This is a genomic window from Anabaenopsis sp. NIES-4685, from assembly GCF_059725405.1.
Window position 1 is genome coordinate 869,836 of record NZ_AP043602.1, and the last position, 19,380, is coordinate 889,215.

Sequence of the window (19,380 nt, forward strand, 5' to 3'; positions counted from 1 at the left end):
TTCTCCCGTGATCTATTCCCCCATTATGAGGGGAATAGATCACCGAGTCTATCCTTGGGATATCAACCCAGTCAGCTAAAAACGCCGTTATGTGGGGTAATAGTCCTGTGACCATCCTCAGACAGCGGTGTAAAGACAAAAATTTAGCGGGGTAAGAGAAAGAGTTAAAAGAGAATTTTTATTTACGGGATGAGGAAACAGCATGACGGGCTTGATGCACCCCAGCTTGGGGAGAACATTTGTAAATAAATGTTTCGTTGCCAGAAAATCTACCCGCCAAAACCAACCTCTAACAAAAAATTTTTCCTGATTTTTCGCCCAATCAATAAGGGTAAAAAGCGGGAGTGAGAAAAAGTTGCACAGAACGTGATTTGATTAAGTAATTAATAGAGTGACTTCTTGGAAGGGGAATTTATGTCTTACGCTCAAACGAAGACCCAGAGCAAATCAGGATATCAAGCCGGGGTTAAAGATTACAGACTAACTTATTACACCCCAGATTACACACCTAAAGATACAGACCTTCTAGCCGCCTTCCGGATGACTCCCCAGCCTGGAGTTCCCCCAGAAGAAGCGGGTGCTGCTGTGGCGGCTGAGTCTTCCACCGGTACTTGGACAACTGTATGGACAGACTTGCTCACAGACCTAGATCGCTACAAAGGTCGTTGCTACGACATCGAAGCCGTTCCTGGTGAAGATAACCAGTACATCGCCTATGTTGCTTATCCTCTAGACCTATTCGAGGAAGGTTCCGTTACCAATATGTTGACCTCTATTGTAGGTAACGTATTTGGTTTTAAAGCTTTGCGGGCGCTACGTCTAGAAGACTTACGGATTCCCGTTGCTTACCTGAAAACCTTCCAAGGACCTCCTCACGGTATCCAAGTAGAACGTGACAAATTAAACAAATATGGTCGTCCTTTGTTGGGTTGTACCATTAAGCCCAAATTAGGTTTGTCTGCTAAGAACTACGGACGCGCTGTATATGAGTGCTTGCGCGGTGGTTTGGACTTCACCAAAGACGATGAAAACATCAACTCTGCACCATTCCAAAGATGGCGCGATCGCTTCTTGTTTGTAGCAGAAGCCATCCACAAAGCACAAGCAGAAACCGGCGAAATCAAAGGTCACTACCTGAACGTTACCGCCCCCACCTGTGAACAAATGTTGCAACGGGCTGAGTTCGCTAAAGAACTGAAGATGCCCATCATCATGCACGACTACCTCACCGCAGGTTTCACAGCCAACACCACCTTGGCTCATTGGTGTCGTGATAATGGCATTTTGCTGCACATTCACCGCGCTATGCACGCCGTTATCGACCGTCAAAAGAACCACGGTATCCACTTCCGTGTATTGGCTAAAACCCTACGGATGTCTGGTGGTGACCACATCCACACCGGTACAGTAGTTGGTAAGTTGGAAGGCGAACGTGGTATTACCATGGGCTTCGTGGACCTGTTACGTGAAAACTACGTTGAGCAAGACAAGTCTCGCGGTATCTACTTCACCCAAGACTGGGCTTCTATGCCTGGTGTAATGGCAGTTGCTTCTGGTGGTATCCACGTATGGCACATGCCCGCACTGGTAGAAATCTTCGGCGATGACTCCGTACTCCAGTTTGGTGGTGGTACACTGGGTCACCCCTGGGGTAACGCACCTGGTGCAACCGCTAACCGCGTAGCTCTAGAAGCTTGTATCCAAGCTCGTAACGAAGGCCGCAACCTCGCTCGTGAAGGTAACGATATCATCCGCGAAGCTGCTAAGTGGAGCCCTGAGTTGGCTGTTGCTTGCGAACTGTGGAAAGAAATCAAGTTCGAGTTCGAGGCCATGGATACTGTCTGATCCTCAAGTAACCGGTAAAAAGTTAAAGAGTACAAGAAAATAATCATTCTTTCTTTTAACCTTTGACTTTTGACTTTTTACTTTTTATGGGCTGGGGTCAAGCATGAATCTAAAGCAAATTGCGAAAGACACAGCCAAAACTCTCCAAAGTTACCTGACTTATCAGGCGCTGCGGACTGTATTGGCACAGCTAGGCGAAACGAATCCTCCCTTAGCGTATTGGTTGCAAAACTTTTCTGCGGGGAAAATCCAAGACGGAGAAGCATATCTTGAGCAACTGCTCCAAGAAAAGCCAGATTTGGCACTGCGGCTCATGACCGTCAGAGAACACATAGCCGCAGAAATAGCCGAATTTTTGCCAGAAATGGTTTGTACTGGCATTCAACAAGCCAATATGGAGCAACGTCGCCAGCATCTAGAACGCATAACACAACTAGATACATCTAACCCCAGTCCGCACCGGGAACAGCAGACAAGTTCAGATCCCCACAGTGAAGAGTGAACAGTGGTTCACTAATAACTGAAAAACTACTATCAATCCCAAACCATTATCAAAAGCTATGCAAACTTTACCAAAAGAGCGTCGTTACGAAACCCTTTCCTACTTACCAGCTCTTACTGATGCTCAAATTGCCAAGCAAGTTCAGTACATTTTGAGTCAAGGTTACATTCCTGCTGTTGAGTTCAACGAAACTTCTGAACCCACAGAATTGTACTGGACAATGTGGAAGTTACCTTTATTCAACGCCACATCTACTCACGATGTACTCAGCGAAGTTCAATCTTGCCGTTCTCAGTATGGTAACTGCTATATTCGTGTTGTAGGTTTTGACAACATCAAGCAGTGTCAAGTTCTCAGCTTTATTGTTCACAAGCCCAGCAGATACTAAAATCTGAGAAGTTGAATTAATTTTTTCCCTTAAAGAGAGGTATAATTATGTACCTCTCTTATTTATTCAGGCACAGGTGCGGTAAATTTTAGCTCAAGGCCACATCATCAACTTTGAACACCTAACTGGAAAGGATGATTCAACGACTCAATCAGAGGTTAGTCAATAGCTATTTTTTCCCGAAACAGTCAGCTGCTTTGGCCGTTCTCCTCATAACCCTAAAATCATGCGAGCTACATTTAGGTAAATTAAAACCCCCAATACATCCACAGCTGTAGTAATAAAAGGTGCTGACATCAAAGCCGGATCTAGTCCCATCCCCCGGAATAAAAATGGCAATGCGGAACCAGAAACCGACGCTAAAACGCAGATGGAAAATAGACTAATACCCACCGCCAGGGCTACTGAGATATTAGCTTGTAATAAGTATGCCCAGACTATGACTACAGTACCTAACATACCTCCCAGGAGTATGCCGGCGATCGCCTCCCGTCTAATTATATTTAAAGCTTCGTGAGAGCGGACATCCTCTGTATTCAACCCCCTAATCACCACAGTGGAAGACTGAGCGCCTACGTTCCCCCCCGTATCAATTAATAAGGGGATAAATGCAGTTAAAGCTACTACTTTTTGTAAAACATCCTCTTGGTCTCTAATTACCGCCGCCGTTGCACTATTAGTAATCAACAGAATAAATAACCATACTACCCGCTTACGGGCAACAGTAAATAAGTTAGTTTGAAAATAATTATCACCACCAGCTTGTAGACCACCCAACTTATAGATATCTTCTGTAGTTTCTTGTTCTAAAATATCCAGGACATCATCCACCGTGACAATACCGACGAGGCGCTGTTCAGCATCTACCACAGGAATGGCCACAAAATCATAGTGCTGAATTGTCCGCGCCACCTCTTCCTGGTCAGTATTTGTATTGACAAATACCACATCACGGGTCATGATGCTGCCAATAGTTTCCTCTGGTTGAGCCAAAATCAGATCCCGCAGGGAGAGAATCCCCGTCAACCGACGAGCATCATCAGTGACATAAATATAGTAAATAGTTTCCCTGACATCAGCCTGAGAACGAATCTGTGCTAACGCCTGAGTAATGGTGATATTTTCCTTGAGTGAGACATACTCAGGAGTCATAATGCGCCCAGCAGTATTAGGCGCATAACCTAAAAGCAAAGCAGTTGCATCCCGTTCATCTGGGCTGAGTTGCTGTAATAGCCGTCGGACAACTTTAGCCGGGAGTTCGTCAAACAGACGAACCCGGTCATCAGGGGACATATTACCGACGATTTCCTGGACATCGTGGCGCTTAAAGTCTTCTAGTAGTGTTTGTTGTACGGTAGGATCGAGGTATTCAAACACCTCTATGGACTCTTCCTTAGAAAGTAACCGAAAGGCGATCGCCTGGGTAGCCTCTGGTAAGCCTTCAATAGATGCGGCAATATCTGCTACCTGAATGGGAACCAACAAAGCTTTAGCACCCTGAAAATTTTTCTGTTCAAGTAGGATTTGCAGCTGCTCGCGCACTAGGTCTTGTAAATCTTGTCTGGATCTGCTTTGCATTTGTGAACTAATAATAAAGGCTGTGTTCTCTCAAGCTCATTTACTTTTACTGTGACCAACTGTGACATTAGACTTTTTCCCTACTTTACAATAAGGTTTTGCGAGTTACTTATGTTACGAGTTTTTCTTCACTTATCCAGAGCAAGTTTATATTTTAGTTGCTTGCAGTCTGACTGCATAGGCAGTTTCTAGGCCGCAAATAATGAAGATGTGGAGGTTGACAATTACTCCCAGATTTGTTATCTTATAATCGATAAGGAAGAACTATCATAATTTATTATTTCAGTCAGTGGCATAACATCTAAAATCCGCTACTGGGTAAAAGTAAAATATCGATCATTTCACCGACTACCAAACCGCACAAAGCTAAGAGGGTTAAAATCCAAAATGAGTCGGTTTTGTTAAAGCCTTTCCAACGCATTTCTAAATCAGCTAAAAACGTAGTTGCTATGGGTATGAGAAACAGACTGAAGAATAGCGACCAAGTTTCTACCAAAGCAACTGATAGACTTAAAAATAAAACCACAACCAAGATTCTAGAGCCAAGAGCCACTAAGTGATCCAACCAAACAATAGTTTTTCTGACAATAGCTAAGGTGACGGCGACAACAAAAGCCCCCGTCAACCAAATAATGTGATGAGCAGCAAGATACCACCCTAAAAGGGCATAAGCTAACCAGAGTAATATCAGGGGTATGACTGGTATCCTGTGAAAAAATTCCACGTGCATGATTTTCTTTCCCTACCTAGTCAGAATCAAAGATTGACAACTCAATAAAACCTTTCACCTGTTGATCAATGCTACACTTTGATATCAATTACCTGGTTGACTCACCTGTTGGGACTAAATATCACCGTATATGGGAATTGCAGCACCACGGATATCCTGAGCAGCTTCTGAAGCCAGAAAGCAGATTAATTGAGCTAGAGATTCGGGTTTTACCCACTTGTGAGCATTTTCTGGTCCCCATAGATTCGCGATTTTTAGGTGTGTCAATTACACTGGGAAGAATCACATTAGCAGTAATATTTGTACCCTTAGTTTCATCTGCGATCGCCTTTGTTAAGGCTACCACACCGGCTTTAGCCGCAGAATACGCCGCTAATTGCGCCGCAGGTTCTACAGCAGCCCTAGAAGCCACCGTGACAATTCTACCATAGCCATGTTCCCACATACTTTTTAGGCTATACTTGCAAGTCAAGAAAGTTGTATTCAGATTTAAATCAAATTCCCGCTTCCAACTGTAAAAACTGTATTCATGAGTTTTCCCCATAGAAAACCCCCCCACCAGATGAATTAATACATCCACCCGTCCCATACGATTGATCAGATGATCTACTGAGGCTTCTTCCTCCAGATTAGCAGGGATAAAGTGAACTCTGGCGAAATCAGCAGGTGAAAGGATTCCTTTGAGACGTTCAACTTCTTTGGGGAGACGATAAGGAATAGTTACATTTGCACCCCGGGACACAACAGCTGGGGTGACTCCTAAACCTAGTCCACCAGTACCACCGGTGAGTAAAACTTGCTTACCTTTCATGAATTTTCGATGCACTCGGCGAAAGTTCAATTTTAGAATAACGCGATGTCAGCAATCTGGTGAAAATTACTGACTTTCCCATAAACACAACACCAAACCCGAAGATGGCTCAAAGATATAGCATTTCCCATGCTCGTGAGGTACAATTTTTTTTAGTTTGAGGGAACAGGGAACAGGGAACACCGGAACAGGGAATAGGGAATAGGGAATAGGGAATTGGTGTGTACTTCATGAGCCTGAAAAAGGCTATAATCAGATTTCTGAGAAATTCTTAGTTTGGGGTTATAGAGCAGGAAGTATTGCTAAAATCCAAATAAATTACCGTCAATATTTATCACCTGATTCCTATGAAAGAAACTGTCCTAGAGGTTCGCAATCTAAAAGTGGAATTTTCCAGTGATGGTAGCAGTGTCAAAGCAGTAGATAATATATCCTTTGAAATTAATCGCGGCGAGACTCTAGGTATAGTCGGTGAATCGGGTAGTGGTAAATCGGTAACATCATTGGCTGTCATGGGTTTATTACCCACTCCCGGTAAAATTAGCGGTGGTGAAGTTTGGTTTCGTCCCCAGTCCGGTAGTAACCCGATTAATTTGGTAGAATTACCTCCTGAAGAAATGCAGCTACACCGGGGTGGCGATATCGCCATGATTTTTCAAGAACCCATGAGTTCCCTCAATCCGGTTTATAATATTGGGTTTCAGATGGCAGAAGCAATTATGCAACATGAGAATGTTTCTCTAGTTGAAGCCAAAAGAATTGCGATCGCTCTTTTGCAAGAAGTCAAACTTCTGCCTCATGATGAGATTATACAACAGCAGTGTCTGCAAAGCACAGGTCAACCAGACGGGCTAACCTTGGCTAGGTTAGTCAAGCAGCACAAAGAAGCTATCCTAGAGCGTTACCCCCACGAACTTTCTGGAGGTCAGCTACAACGGGTAATGATTGCCATGGCTATTTCTTGCAATCCCGTGGTATTAATTGCTGATGAACCCACTACAGCTTTAGATGTGACGGTGCAAGCTACTATTATCGAGTTGTTGGGAGAATTGCAGCAAACCCGTGATATGTCCATCATTTTCATTACCCACGATTTGGGACTGATTTCGGAAATTGCTGACAAAGTAGCGGTAATGTACAAAGGCCAAATTGTCGAATATGGTGCAGCAGCAGAAATTTTTAGCCGTCCCCAACATCCATATACTAAAGGTCTGGTGGCTTGTCGTCCTAAACTTAACCACCGTCCTCACAAACTACTTACTGTTTCCGACTATATGAGCGTGGAAGAAACTCCCACCGGAAAAGCAGTAATTCACCCCAAACAACCCCTGCATCCCCCAGAGTTCACCCTTGAGGAAATGTCTCAAAGGTGGAACAACTTTAATCATAAGTCACCTTTATTGCAAGTCCGCAACCTCCAGGTAGGTTTTCCCGTGCGGGGAGTATTTGGTGGTACAAAACGCTACCATATGGCAGTTAACAATGTTTCTTTTGATGTTAAGCCTGGGGAAACACTGGGATTGGTGGGAGAATCTGGTTGTGGTAAAACTACCCTGGGTAGAAGTTTGCTGCGATTAATTCAGCCAATGGGTGGTGAAATTATCTTTGAGGGTCAAGATATTACTCACCTGAAGGGTGAAGCATTGCAGAAACTGCGCCGAGAAATGCAAATTGTCTTCCAAAATCCCTTTAGCTCCCTAGACCCCCGGATGAAAGTTGGGGATGCGGTGATGGAACCGTTGTTAATTCACTCTGTGGGGAAGACCAAGGGACAGCGCCGAGAACGTGTAGCTGAACTTTTAGAACGGGTAGGTTTAAGTGCAGATGCAATACACCGCTATCCTCATCAGTTTTCTGGTGGTCAACGTCAACGGGTTTGTATTGCGCGTTCTTTGGCTTTAAATCCTAAGTTTATTATCTGTGATGAGTCGGTTTCTTCCTTGGATGTTTCTGTACAAGCCCAAGTGTTGAATTTACTCAAAGAATTGCAGGATGAATTTCAACTTACCTATATTTTCATTTCTCATGATTTAAGTGTCGTCAAATTTATGAGCGATCGCATTTTAGTCATGAATTGTGGTCAAATTGTAGAACAGGGAACAGCCGAAAGTATTTACATGAACCCCCAGGAAGAATATACACAAAAATTAATTGCTTCCATTCCTACCGGTAGTCCTGAACGAGTACGCGCTGGCCAAGCACACAAACTATGAATCCTCAAAAAAGTCAAAAAGCTACCGGTTTAGGTGCAGCTTTAGCCTTCATCGAAGCTGTAGGAAATCAACTCCCCGACCCACTGACGATATTTTTCCTATTATCCTTAATGGTAATTCTCGCCAGTACCATCGCCGCTGCTTTTAACCTTTCTGTTGTCCACCCTGGAAACGGTGACACCATCGTCGCAGTTTCCTTACTTACCCCGGAGGGTATCCGCCACATTTTTACCTCCGCCGTGAACAACTTCAGGGAGTTTCCTCCCCTGGGTACTGTCCTGGTGGCCATGTTGGGGGTGGGAGTGGCTGAGTATACTGGGTTTCTCTCAGCAGTAATACGCAAAATAGTATTAATTGCCCCTAGTAAATTTATCTGCCCTGCGGTAGTATTTACTGGTATCATGGGCAACATTGCTGCTGATGCTGGTTATGTAGTACTTGTACCCCTGGGAGCCATTGTATTTTTAGCATTTCGCCGGCATCCCCTGGCTGGTTTAGCAGCTGCTTTTGCGGGTGTAGCTGGTGGGTTTAGTGCCAATTTACTCATTAGTTCCCTAGACCCGTTACTGGCTGGATTAACCCAAAGTGCCGTAGAATTAATTAACCCTAATTATCAAGTTAATGCTACTGCCAATTATTATTTTATGGCAGTTTCCACTTTGTTAATAACTCTAATTGGCTGGTTTGTTACCGAAAAAATTGTAGAGCCCAGATTGGGTAATTACACAGGGGAAGTAGATTACCAAATGGAACAACTCAGCGTAGCGCAAAATAAAGGTTTACGCTGGGCTACTTATGCTTTACTAGGATTTATCGCCTTCGTTTTGGTTATGGTGCTACCACCACAAGGAATTTTACGACATCCAGAAACCTTGACAATTATTCCTTCACCTTTTCTAGATAGCATCGTGTTTATTATTGCCTTGGCTTTTCTCATTCCTGGGATTGTTTATGGTAGGATTGCCGGAACTATTGAAAATGACAAAGATATTGCTAAAGCCTTGAGTAATTCCATGAGTGCCATGGGATATTATATCGTTTTAGCATTCATCGCCGCCCAATTTATTGCCTATTTTAGTTGGAGTAATTTAGGGGTGATTATGTCGATCAATGGGGCAGAATTTCTCAAGTCTACAGGGATTACAGGGGCACCATTACTGATATTATTTATCATAGTCAGTATGCTGCTGAATTTATTTGTGGGTTCAGCCTCCGCCAAGTGGGCAATTATGGCTCCTGTATTTGTACCCATGTTTATGTTAATGGGTTACTCCCCAGAGTTAACCCAAGCTGCATACCGTATTGGTGATTCTACTACTAATATTGTCACCCCTTTGATGCCTTATTTTCCTTTGGTGGTGGCTTTTGGCCAGAAATACGATCAAAACCTAGGTATGGGGACGCTCATAGCTATGATGTTACCTTATGCGATCGCCTTTTTGTTGGGTTGGTCTATTCTATTAATGATCTGGTTTGTTTTGGGTTTACCCCTGGGTCCTGGGGCTTTGATGAGAATTTAATTTACACCTTGGCGGCGTTAATATCAAGCAGTCAGTGCCAATTTTGCAGCATCAGGCTTTACCTTTGGGTGTACAATTAATCCCTGCACCCTATAACCAAGCCTTCATTTTACAAGTGACGGCTGTGTTAGAATCCCGGGGGTTATTTCTCGCAATCAGGTAGAGTAGAATCACAGCAATGGGTCTTAGCCTCCGGGACTGGATCATAACCACCCGGATGAAACGGATGACAACGTAAAATCCGCCGCGTAGCCATCCACCCACCGCGCCATACCCCAAATCGCTCAATAGCTTCAATAGCATACATTGAACAAGTTGGTTGAAAGCGACAAGTAGGGGGAAATAATGGCGAAATAAACATTCTGTAACCTTTAATTAACCAAATCAATAATAATTTCATCACCATCCCCTAGATCCGATAAATTAATAATAAATCTGAAAACTTATATCTTGTAGTTTCTTTGTTATCTTCTGTTATAAATTTAACCTCTGTTCCACCTTTGTGGCTGCAAATTACCGTAGTTACAGTTTGGGTGTCACTGATCCTCCTGATTTCATGGGTGGTGCATCGCTTTGGTAAGGGTGAACCAGAAATAGTTAGGAAAATAGTTCACATTGGCACAGGTAATGTAATTTTACTAGCCTGGTGGCTAAATGTTCCCGCCAGTTTAGGCATTACAGCTTCCATTGTCGCCAGCACCATCACCTTATTATCATACAGATATCCCATTCTGCCTGGTATTAATAGCGTCGGTCGGCAAAGTTTGGGAACCTTCTTTTATGCTGTCAGTATGGGCATTTTAGTCGCCTGGTTCTGGCATATACAACAGCCCCAATACGCCGCCATCGGGATCATGGTCATGGCCTGGGGTGATGGGTTAGCAGCATTGATTGGGCAACGCTTTGGTCAACATAAGTATAAACTTTTGGGAGCGCAAAAAAGTTGGGAAGGCTCCTTGACCATGGCTACAGTGAGTTTTTTCATCAGTAGTTTAATTTTACTGAGTGTTGAAGGTAATCTTTGGCAAACTTGGGTAATATCCCTGGCGATCGCTCTAGTTGCTACTAGCTTAGAAGCAATTTCATTTTTGGGCATTGATAATTTAACAGTTCCTTTAGGAAGTGCCACCCTAGCACTTATATTAACTAACACTCTGTTACACCATTCCCCATAATCAACAGATAATTAAAAACTCGATGATTTGATAAATAGCCGCAAAAACCGAGAATATTAACCATTTATGTCCTAGGTGTGTGACTTTACCTCGAAAAAATCGGACATTATATCTACTTTAAGGAGTAAATAGATAACATTGATTTCTATCTCCAGATTTATGAATTCGTGACAAACAGTGCTTATAGTTGAGTTCTTAGGTGCTCACACACCTATGTACATAACTGAGGCTAACAATCATGTCACATGGAATATTCACATCAGAATTATTTGTTACTTTATCTGATGAGCAACAGCAGCTTTTAACTGGCGGTGCGGACTTTGAACTAGCTGGGAGCAACTTCTCACGAAGACGTGCCAACTTACAAGGAACAAGTAAGGCCGGTCCAGATGGTAGTAATGCCAACTCTACAGGTGATGTTACGGCTATTAATACTGCGGCTCAAGACTTGTTGGGATTGGGTGCCCAAGAAGTACCTTCAGTTGACGCTTTGGGTTCTGCACCAGTGCTAAACGGTGTAAATAATAACAATGGTTAATAAGTAACCCATAAATCCGATTTGTGAGAGCGTTGTACCCACCTCAGTCGAAAATCATGTGTGGGGTTTAACAAACAGTCTCTAATAACTGAAATATTACAGAGATCACCCTGGTGAATTTCCCCAGGAAATATGGTAGCGATGAATCAACAAAACACCGGGGGTTTCTTGTGAGCAGGGGTGGAAAGTAGGCTATTATTCCAGAATTTTCTTGATTTTGGCTAAATGCCTGTTAGTTAAAATCTAGAATTTTTGGCAAAAATCAAAAATATGTAACCGAGGCTAACAATCATGACAGAGCATATTTTATCAGAGTTGTGTGTTGCTTTATCCCATGAGCAGCAAGAACTTATAGCTGGCGGTGTTGACTTTGACCTAGCTGGGAGCAATTTCGCTAACAGACTGGCAAATTTACAAGGATCAGTCAGATCTGGTCCGGATGGTAGCAGTGCAAACTCCACAGGTGAGTTGACAGCTACTAACACCGCAGCACAAGATTTATTGGGATTGGGTGCCGCACAAGTTCCTGACGTTGATGCTTTGGGTGCTGCACCAATTCTCAACGGCGCAGGGAATAACTCCAATAACGAATAACATCCCATCGGCTCTGGTCTGTCAAGTTGAAATTCATCAGTGATCATTTGACCAGTACTAGAGATATTTGCAATTACCATCTTGAATGATTTAGGACTTACGCAACTATCAAAGACTATCAAAGAAAATTTTCTGTTTGTGGTCATTGCTATTCCTGATCACAGAGGACTAAAGTCCTCTGTAGCCAGGCTATGATGTTAGGTGCGTAAGTCCTGTAATTGATGACTGCACAGGTAACTGTGTTTATGAATGTTTGCACATTTTTTTTATACATGAGAATCCCAGCCAAGGTACAGTATAGTGAATTCCTTTCCCCAACCAGAAAACCAGTGGAATAGGTTTAATGAACCGACTCCAGAAGAACTCAGTTTAGTGCAACCTGACGAGTTTCTTCCCCGCATCAGTAAATGGACAAATATCGGTGCTGGAGTTTTACTAAGTATATTTCTGGCGGCCACGGGTCTCACATCTATTTTTAATTACAATGTCACAGTCAAAGTTCCAGCCACTATTCGACCAGAAGGAAAACTAGGAATTGTGGAATCCGCCGTCATCGGAACAGTGCAAAAAATAGATGTGCAAGAAAATCAAATAGTCAATCAAGGAGAAGCCATAGCTTACATTGATGATTCCCGCCTGCAAAATCAAAAAAGCCAACTAGAAAACAGCATTGAGCAGAGTCAATTACAACTGCGCCAAATCGATGCTCAAATCCGTGAAATTACTACTCAGATTACAGCCCAAACAACCTTAGTTAACCGGGCTATCATCTCCGCACAAGCCGAACTCAGTGCTACTCAACGCAACTATGAAGATCAACAAATTAGAACCATAGCGGAGCTGACAGAGGCCGAAGCTACCTGGAATTTAGCGAAAATACAACGCGATCGCCTACAACAGAATAACCTATTAACAGCAACTGTACAAGAGGCTGAAATAGCTTTAAATTTAGCCAAATTGCAACGCGATCGCTTACAATCAATAGTAGAATCCGGAGCCGTTACTCGCAGTTTATATGAAGAAAAAGAACAGGCTGTCAAGTCAGCCCAGGCTAAGTTAGAACAAGCAAAAGCTAGCGCCAAAGACCTAATAGAAGAAAAAGAACAAGCCTTAAAAATTGCTGAAATCAAACTCAAAAAAGCTCAAACTAATCTCAATCCCAGTAATGCCGCACTCACCGTCGCCTATGAACGGATTCAACAAGAAAAAGCCAGTGGAAAAGCGACCTTAGCTGCTTTGAACAGAGAGCGAGAAACCCTCATGCAACAGCGTCTAGAACTACAAAAACAAATGATTCGGACGCGCAAAGAACTACAACAACTACAAACTGACCTGAATCAAACTGTAATTCGAGCGCCAATTACAGGGACATTGCTACAGTTAAATCTGCGTAATCCTGGGCAGGTAGTACAACCGGTCAAGTTATTGCTCAAATTGCTCCCCCCAATGGTCCGATGATGATTAAAGCTTTTATTCAGCCTCAAGATATCGACAAAGTACAACCCGGGCAAAAAGTGCAGATGCAGGTTTCCGCTTGCCCCTATCCAGATTATGGTACTCTTCACGGAACGGTGAGAACCGTCGCACCAGATGCCCTACCAGTGGGAAATCACAGCCCCCAGCCCACTGTTCAAAATCCTACCCAGATGGTTGCTTATCAAGCCACTATAGAAGCCCAAACTACATCTGTGGGTAGAGGCGATCGTCAGTGTCATCTCAAACCCGGTATGGAAGGTAGGGCTGATATTATTTCCCGTCAGGAAACAGTCCTTAATTTCATTCTCCGCAAAGCCAGATTAATCACTGATTTTTAGGAAAGTTTGGGGGTCTGAAATTCTCTGACGTAATTACAAACAGTTAACCGCCGATAAATAAATCTTTAGTTACATTTCCAGCGCTAGCAAGTTTGAGATTAAGGATAAAAGTTCAACAAACAAAACTTAATTATGTTTGGTTTAATCAAACTGCAAAAAAACTATCAGTGCGTTTCACAGTTGAGCGAAGAAGACTGTGGAGCAGCCTGTCTGGCTTCTATTTGCAAACATTATGGACGGTTTTTGAGTATTAATCGCAGTCGAGAATCAGTAGGAACTGGACAACTAGGCACTACTTTGTTAGGTCTCAAACGCGGATCTGAGAATTTGGGTTTTAATGCTAGAGCAGTTAAAGCCTCCCCAGAAATTCTGGACAGAATCAAAGAAGTGCAGTTACCAGCGATTATCCATTGGCATGGTTATCACTGGGTAGTGTTATATAAGCAAGAGGGCAAAAAGTATGTGATTGCTGATCCATCTGTAGGGATCCGTTATGTTACCCGAGACGAGTTAACAGCCGCTTGGAATGGGGTGATGCTCTTACTAGAACCAGATCCAGACCGCTTTTTTGAGCAGCCCCAAGAGCAACCAATAGGCGGCTTAGGACGCTTTATTAAGCGGATATTGCCTTATCGTGGTTTGCTCACTCAGGTTTTAATGCTCAATATTGTCCTGGGTGTACTCGCTTTGGGTTCTCCGGTACTCATCCAAATCCTGACAGATGATGTTTTAGTGCGCGGAGATGTCCAGCTACTCACTGTTGTTGTGGCTGCAGTTGTAGTTATGACCTTATTCAGTAGTACCTTACAATTATTGCAATCGACAATGATTGCTCACTTTGGTCAAAGGCTACAATTAGGGCTAGTTTTAGAGTTTGGGCGCAAAATACTCCAGTTACCTTTGAATTACTACGAAGCCCGCCGTAGTGGTGAAATCACCAGCCGATTAAGAGATATTAATGACATTAACCAGTTAGTATCACAGATAGTGGTTCTTTTACCTAGTAAATTTTTCATTGCAGTGATTTCTTTCTGCTTAATGCTGTTTTATAGTTGGCGGCTCACACTAGCAGTTATCCTCATCAGTGGTTTAATGACTTTATCTACTTTGCCTTTTTTACCTATCCTCCAACAAAAGACTCGCAGTCTTTTAGTCTTGGGGGCGGAAAATCAAGGGGTTTTAGTAGAAACATTTAAGGGCGCACAGGTAGTTAAAACTACAAATGCTGCTCCCCAATTTTGGGAAGAATTTCAAAGTCGTTTTGGTCGTCTGGCTAATCTGACTTTTAGTACTGTGCAATTGGGAATTATCAATACTACTATTTCTAGACTCTTTTCTAGTATTGGTGGTGTGGCTTTACTGGGGTTGGGAAGTCTTTTAGTGATTCAGGGCCAATTAAGTATTGGGCAAATGCTCGCCTTTAATGCGCTACAGGTGAATGTTCTGGGTTTAATTAATTCTTTAGTGGGCTTAGTGGATGAATATTTTCGCTCTCAAACAGCAGTTTCTCGGCTTTTAGAAGTGATTGATGCTACACCGGAGGATGCGGGAAGCAGTCAAAAGCCTGTGTCCCAAATTTCTGGCGGTGCAGATATTCATTGTTCTCATGTGACATTTCACCACCCCGGTAGAGTGGACTTATTAGAAGATTTCTCTCTCAAGCTACCCGGTGGACAAGCGATCGCTTTAATTGGTAAATCTGGTTGTGGTAAGAGTACCTTGGCAAAACTGTTAGCAGGTTTATATCAGCCAAATTCCGGTAATATCCGCATTGGCTCTTTTAACCTCGATGACCTCGCTCTTGATTGTCTACGACAACAAATAGTTTATGTACCCCAAGAACCTCATTTCTGGAGTCGCTCGATTTTAGAGAATTTCCGTTTAGGAACGCCCTACATTTCCTTTGAGGAAATTGTCAAAGCTTGCGAAATTGCGGATGCTGATAGCTTTATCAGTCAACTTCCCAATAAGTATCAAACTGTGTTAGGTGAATTTGGCGCTAATCTCTCTGGTGGACAAAGACAAAGATTAGCGATCGCTCGGGGAATTCTCACTAATCCACCAGTCCTCATTTTAGATGAAGCCACCGCCGGACTAGACCCAGTAAGTGAAGCTAGCGTTTTAGATGCCATCTTAGCACACCGCCAAGGCAAAACTACAATTTTAATTACCCATCGCCCCAGTGTGATCAAGCGAGCCGATTGGATTGTGATGTTAGAAAAAGGTGAAGTGCAGTTACAAGGTAATCTAGAAACTTTTCTTTCACACAAAGGAGAGCATCAAAAGTTTTTATTGTGATGAAAATTAACCCTAGTATGAGCAACTATAATCATGTCTGAAAATCATATATATTTTTGGCAGCACCTCTGTGAAGAACAGCAAGAAAGCCTAGTTGGTGGTCAAGGAGAAAACATACTAGCAACTAGTAATTTTTTCTTTCAAAAAACTGATATTCAAAGTCAGGCAGATAATAACTTAAATTTGGGAGAAGATGAATCTGGAACCCAAACTACAAAGTACAATTTATCACAGATTACTATGGCATCATCTATAACCTTTACATTACCAAATTTTCCTTCTCCTGGGAATAGCTTAAACAATCTCATCGCTCAAATTATTAGAGGATTTATCTCTTAAACAATTACTTAAACCATAAACTGTTAATATATACGTGTTGGTCTGGGTTGGCTATTTTTGTAAATGGTTAAATTTAGCTGCCAACCTTTTTTAATTATATATTGAATACATCCTCATATGTTTTTTATCTGGGATTTTTTTGTATATATAAATATACTAATAAACAAATTATAGCATCATAAATAAAGATAAATTAAGACAATTTACATGAGTCTATAGAGATAAAAATTAATGAGATTTTTATAACTTAAGGGACATTTAAATAAATCGATTATGCCCAATAATAAAAACATAGGTAATTACACACCTAAAGCCATTAATTGAGGTACAAAATTATGTCAAACAAAATTACCCTATCAAACCTGTTTGAAGATTTATCTGTAGAACAACAAGAGCTTTTAGCTGGTGGACAATCTGAAGAACAAATGAACCAATTTGACACTCAATTTCCCGAAGAAGATAGCTTTGATGAACGACCCAGGAAACGTGTTCGCCGTATTCCCATTCGCTTAACTGGTATTCTTGAAGTCGTTAAATAAAGACTAAAGTATTACCATGATTTCTACTTGGAAAATAGTCTTGTATTACAGATATTTGAAGGTACAACACCAAACCTGATCTGTAATTTGGTAGCACCCATGATAGGTGCTACCTACCTAAAATATATCTGGTATATCTGCGAGATTGAGGGAATAAATTATGTCAGAAAAAATAACTCAACCTGATTTATTGGTGGATTTATCCCCAGATTCACAAGAACTTATATCTGCGGGTCAACAACTACAATTGGGTGACCGACTAGACCTGATATTACCGTCGTTGGTACTCTTATTGATTCTCGTGGTCAACGTATCCCCGTTCGCATTTTTGGCTTTGTTGCTGGACCACCTACTGGTGGTGGTGGTGGTGGTTCTTTTGACGGGTTCTTCCAGTAAGACTCAAAAGAGGATGTTTGCGAAACATTAAATCACCTGGAATAATACCATTTGGGATTTGGGATTTTCAACTATGGATGAGTAATCCCTTGATATACCTGGGGGCGTAAGTCTATCTGTCACTATTACCTTTAAAGTTGTTATAAGTTTCCTCTTCTCTAAAACAGAAGAGGAATATTCACAACCTTTTTTCCATGAAAAAAAGGTTGATAATTCTGTCTTATTCTAATATCAAATTAATGGTAATTTTTCGTTATAGCCGTTATTTTTAATTCATATTTTTGCGCAGATAATAGAGTAAAATTAAGTGCTTATAGATTAACCAATAGATATATTATTTGAGATTATTTTTTATAACTTGGGGATAATTTAATGACTATAAAATTGGTTTAAAAATGAAAAACAAGGTACTACACTCTCATATTTCTTGTTACGGAAGTGTGTACCACATACAAACGAATTTGAGGGAAAATTATGTCAGTTAAAGACCTCCCATCTAATTTGTTGATGGATTTATCCGCAGAAGAACAACAGGATGTTTCTGGCGGTTTCGGTTTCGTCGGAGGATTAGGCTACAGAGGCTGGGGTTACGGTGCTGGCCGTGGCTTCGGAGGCTTCGGAGTCCCTGGCTTCGGTGCTGGCCGTGGCTTCGGAGGCTTCGGAGTCCCTGGCTTCCGAGGCTACAGAGGCTGGGGTTTCGGTGGTCGCCGTGGCTTTTTCTAAGTTGGCAAAGTCCACCAACTGGGTCATTTGCTAGTTTCAACTGTGCATGAGGAGGTAAGCAAAGACTCATACCACTTATGTGAAAAGGCTACCTCCACAAGTTTGAGGAAACGAAGACCGCGCGGTCTTCGTTTTTTATACGGGCGATCGCTCGCCCATCCAATGGAGTAAAATCGGATTGACTAACTCAGGTGCTTCATCTTGGGGGCAATGTCCCACCCCTTCCAGGGCGATAAACTTAAGCACTTGTGGATAGTTAGCTAATTCCCTACCTAAATCTACTGGTTCCCAGGGTCTGCCGTCCCCCACAAGATAATAGCAGGACAAGGGAGCAGGGGCAAAAGGTCTTCTGGTAAAGGCCCTGTAGAATAAGCAGTAAAGGCGAGAAACACCGCTACAGCGCCTGGGTCTTTTGCTGGTGCGGTGAGAATATCCACCAACTCATCTGTAACTATCTCTGCATTAGCATAGGCTTGGAGCAAAATCTTGCGTACTGTTTTCGGTTTAGCAACTTGATTGAAAAAAAACTTACCAACTGGTTTGATAGATAATATTTTTTGGAGAATTGGTGCGCCGAAGCGACGTGACCAGGGTAGTGTTGCCCGCTTGCGATCGTGTAACAATCTTAAAGAACAATTGATTAGGGATACTCCTAAAGCTATATCTGGGTTACTAACTGCTGCTTGTAATACCACAATACAGCCAATGGAATTTCCGACTAAAAAGGCAGATTCACCCACAACTTGGCGGCAAAAGTCGGCTAATTGCTGTCCCCACGTTTCGAGGGTGTAGGTGATTTCTCCCCCTGGTTCAGGTTTAGCCGAACCACCAAAGCCAATCAAATCAATGGCATAAACGCGACAATTTTCTGCTAGCACAGGGATATTTTTCCGCCAGTGCCACCATGAAGCTCCAAAGCCATGGACGAGAACAACTGCGGGGCCATGAGTTCCTAGAGTTTGATAGCAGATGGGGAAACCTTGCCAAGTCCAAGTTTTACTTGAGGTAAATGTGGTTGTGGAAGTTGTCATCAGGAATTTGTAAATATTAAAGAAAGATATAAGGGGGACGGCGTATCGCTCACCTGAAGCGTGCCGGAGGCTTGATAAATTTCCCCGCAACTTAGCCCCATGTCTAAAGCCAGGGGATTCCTACGGATTACCTGGTGATGTTTTTTGCGAATTTCGATATTATTGTTATAATACTTCACATTTCCTAATCTTGCCGTTTTCTGTCCTGCATAGCTCGCAGCAGGTTAGTTAACAGCAGCTATGTAAGTGGAGAATTTCCGCCTGTGGAGAAAAAACCATCCGAGGTACTGATTTGGCCTAACTAGACATATATAGTCACTCTACTGCTATCTTAAATTGGAGGCAA

General features: G+C 42.5%; 16 protein-coding genes and 3 pseudogenes. 13 read left to right on the forward strand and 6 right to left on the reverse strand.

Annotated features, from left to right (window positions below; all coding sequences use genetic code 11):
- Positions 1 to 414 precede the first annotated feature (414 nt).
- The 3 genes from AC6IZ0_RS03720 to AC6IZ0_RS03730 all read left to right on the forward strand — a co-directional run bounded on the left by AC6IZ0_RS03720 (position 415) and on the right by AC6IZ0_RS03730 (position 2,735).
- The gene (locus tag AC6IZ0_RS03720) at positions 415 to 1,845 is read left to right on the forward strand and encodes a form I ribulose bisphosphate carboxylase large subunit (protein ID WP_271734461.1); all 1,431 of its coding nucleotides are present in this window, start codon (positions 415 to 417) and stop codon (positions 1,843 to 1,845) included.
- 103 nt (positions 1,846 to 1,948) lie between these two features.
- Positions 1,949 to 2,347: a RuBisCO chaperone RbcX gene (gene rcbX / locus AC6IZ0_RS03725; RefSeq protein WP_497725148.1), complete on the forward strand. Its 399-nt coding sequence runs from the start codon at positions 1,949 to 1,951 to the stop codon at positions 2,345 to 2,347.
- A 58-nt stretch (positions 2,348 to 2,405) separates the two neighbouring features.
- Positions 2,406 to 2,735 carry a ribulose bisphosphate carboxylase small subunit gene (locus tag AC6IZ0_RS03730; protein WP_271734466.1) on the forward strand — a complete coding sequence of 110 codons (330 nt, stop codon included), beginning with the start codon at positions 2,406 to 2,408 and terminating at the stop codon, positions 2,733 to 2,735.
- Between the two features lie 210 nt (positions 2,736 to 2,945).
- On the opposite strand, the gene mgtE is transcribed toward AC6IZ0_RS03730, so the two are convergent.
- The 3 genes and pseudogenes from mgtE to fabG form a co-directional block, all read right to left on the reverse strand.
- Positions 2,946 to 4,313, reverse strand: a complete 1,368-nt coding sequence (gene mgtE / locus AC6IZ0_RS03735; protein WP_497725149.1) for a magnesium transporter — start codon at positions 4,311 to 4,313, stop codon at positions 2,946 to 2,948.
- 301 nt (positions 4,314 to 4,614) lie between these two features.
- Positions 4,615 to 5,043 carry a hypothetical protein gene (locus AC6IZ0_RS03740; RefSeq protein WP_271734468.1) on the reverse strand — a complete coding sequence of 143 codons (429 nt, stop codon included), beginning with the start codon at positions 5,041 to 5,043 and terminating at the stop codon, positions 4,615 to 4,617.
- A gap of 114 nt (positions 5,044 to 5,157) precedes the next feature.
- Positions 5,158 to 5,854: pseudogene (fabG, locus tag AC6IZ0_RS03745) on the reverse strand (3-oxoacyl-ACP reductase FabG).
- Positions 5,855 to 6,201: 347 nt separating this feature from the next.
- On the opposite strand from fabG, the gene AC6IZ0_RS03750 reads away from it, so the two are divergent.
- Complete coding sequence (locus AC6IZ0_RS03750) at positions 6,202 to 8,067, forward strand: ABC transporter ATP-binding protein (RefSeq protein ID WP_497725150.1); 1,866 nt, start codon at positions 6,202 to 6,204, stop codon at positions 8,065 to 8,067.
- Positions 8,064 to 9,587: an AbgT family transporter gene (locus tag AC6IZ0_RS03755; protein WP_497725151.1), complete on the forward strand. Its 1,524-nt coding sequence runs from the start codon at positions 8,064 to 8,066 to the stop codon at positions 9,585 to 9,587. Before AC6IZ0_RS03750 ends, AC6IZ0_RS03755 begins: the two co-directional genes overlap by 4 nt.
- A 142-nt stretch (positions 9,588 to 9,729) precedes the next feature.
- Here AC6IZ0_RS03755 and yidD read toward each other — a convergent pair whose 3' ends face one another.
- A complete protein-coding gene (gene yidD, locus AC6IZ0_RS03760; RefSeq protein WP_497725152.1) occupies positions 9,730 to 9,987 on the reverse strand; it encodes a membrane protein insertion efficiency factor YidD in 258 nt (85 codons plus the stop codon).
- A 61-nt stretch (positions 9,988 to 10,048) separates the two neighbouring features.
- Between yidD and AC6IZ0_RS03765 the strand changes: the two genes are divergently transcribed.
- The 8 genes and pseudogenes from AC6IZ0_RS03765 to AC6IZ0_RS03800 all read left to right on the forward strand — a co-directional run bounded on the left by AC6IZ0_RS03765 (position 10,049) and on the right by AC6IZ0_RS03800 (position 17,311).
- Positions 10,049 to 10,762 (forward strand): diacylglycerol/polyprenol kinase family protein, encoded by a 714-nt coding sequence (locus AC6IZ0_RS03765; protein ID WP_497725153.1) that lies wholly within the window; start codon positions 10,049 to 10,051, stop codon positions 10,760 to 10,762.
- A 238-nt stretch (positions 10,763 to 11,000) separates the two neighbouring features.
- Complete coding sequence (locus AC6IZ0_RS03770) at positions 11,001 to 11,300, forward strand: CTB family bacteriocin (protein ID WP_497725154.1); 300 nt, start codon at positions 11,001 to 11,003, stop codon at positions 11,298 to 11,300.
- 291 nt (positions 11,301 to 11,591) lie between these two features.
- On the forward strand, positions 11,592 to 11,894 hold the full coding sequence (locus tag AC6IZ0_RS03775) for a CTB family bacteriocin (protein ID WP_271734481.1): 303 nt from the start codon (positions 11,592 to 11,594) through the stop codon (positions 11,892 to 11,894).
- A gap of 300 nt (positions 11,895 to 12,194) precedes the next feature.
- Positions 12,195 to 13,708 (forward strand): annotated as a pseudogene (locus tag AC6IZ0_RS03780) (HlyD family secretion protein).
- A 132-nt stretch (positions 13,709 to 13,840) separates the two neighbouring features.
- Positions 13,841 to 16,006 carry a peptidase domain-containing ABC transporter gene (locus AC6IZ0_RS03785; protein WP_497725155.1) on the forward strand — a complete coding sequence of 722 codons (2,166 nt, stop codon included), beginning with the start codon at positions 13,841 to 13,843 and terminating at the stop codon, positions 16,004 to 16,006.
- A gap of 33 nt (positions 16,007 to 16,039) precedes the next feature.
- Positions 16,040 to 16,345, forward strand: a complete 306-nt coding sequence (locus AC6IZ0_RS03790) for a hypothetical protein (RefSeq protein ID WP_280791968.1) — start codon at positions 16,040 to 16,042, stop codon at positions 16,343 to 16,345.
- Positions 16,346 to 16,680: 335 nt separating this feature from the next.
- Positions 16,681 to 16,884: a hypothetical protein gene (locus tag AC6IZ0_RS03795; protein ID WP_497725156.1), complete on the forward strand. Its 204-nt coding sequence runs from the start codon at positions 16,681 to 16,683 to the stop codon at positions 16,882 to 16,884.
- 160 nt (positions 16,885 to 17,044) lie between these two features.
- A complete protein-coding gene (locus AC6IZ0_RS03800; RefSeq protein ID WP_497725157.1) occupies positions 17,045 to 17,311 on the forward strand; it encodes a hypothetical protein in 267 nt (88 codons plus the stop codon).
- Positions 17,312 to 17,847: 536 nt separating this feature from the next.
- On the opposite strand, the gene AC6IZ0_RS03805 is transcribed toward AC6IZ0_RS03800, so the two are convergent.
- A complete protein-coding gene (locus AC6IZ0_RS03805; RefSeq protein WP_497725158.1) occupies positions 17,848 to 18,030 on the reverse strand; it encodes a hypothetical protein in 183 nt (60 codons plus the stop codon).
- Between the two features lie 108 nt (positions 18,031 to 18,138).
- Positions 18,139 to 19,034 (reverse strand): annotated as a pseudogene (locus AC6IZ0_RS03810) (alpha/beta fold hydrolase).
- Between the last annotated feature and the right edge of the window lie 346 nt (positions 19,035 to 19,380).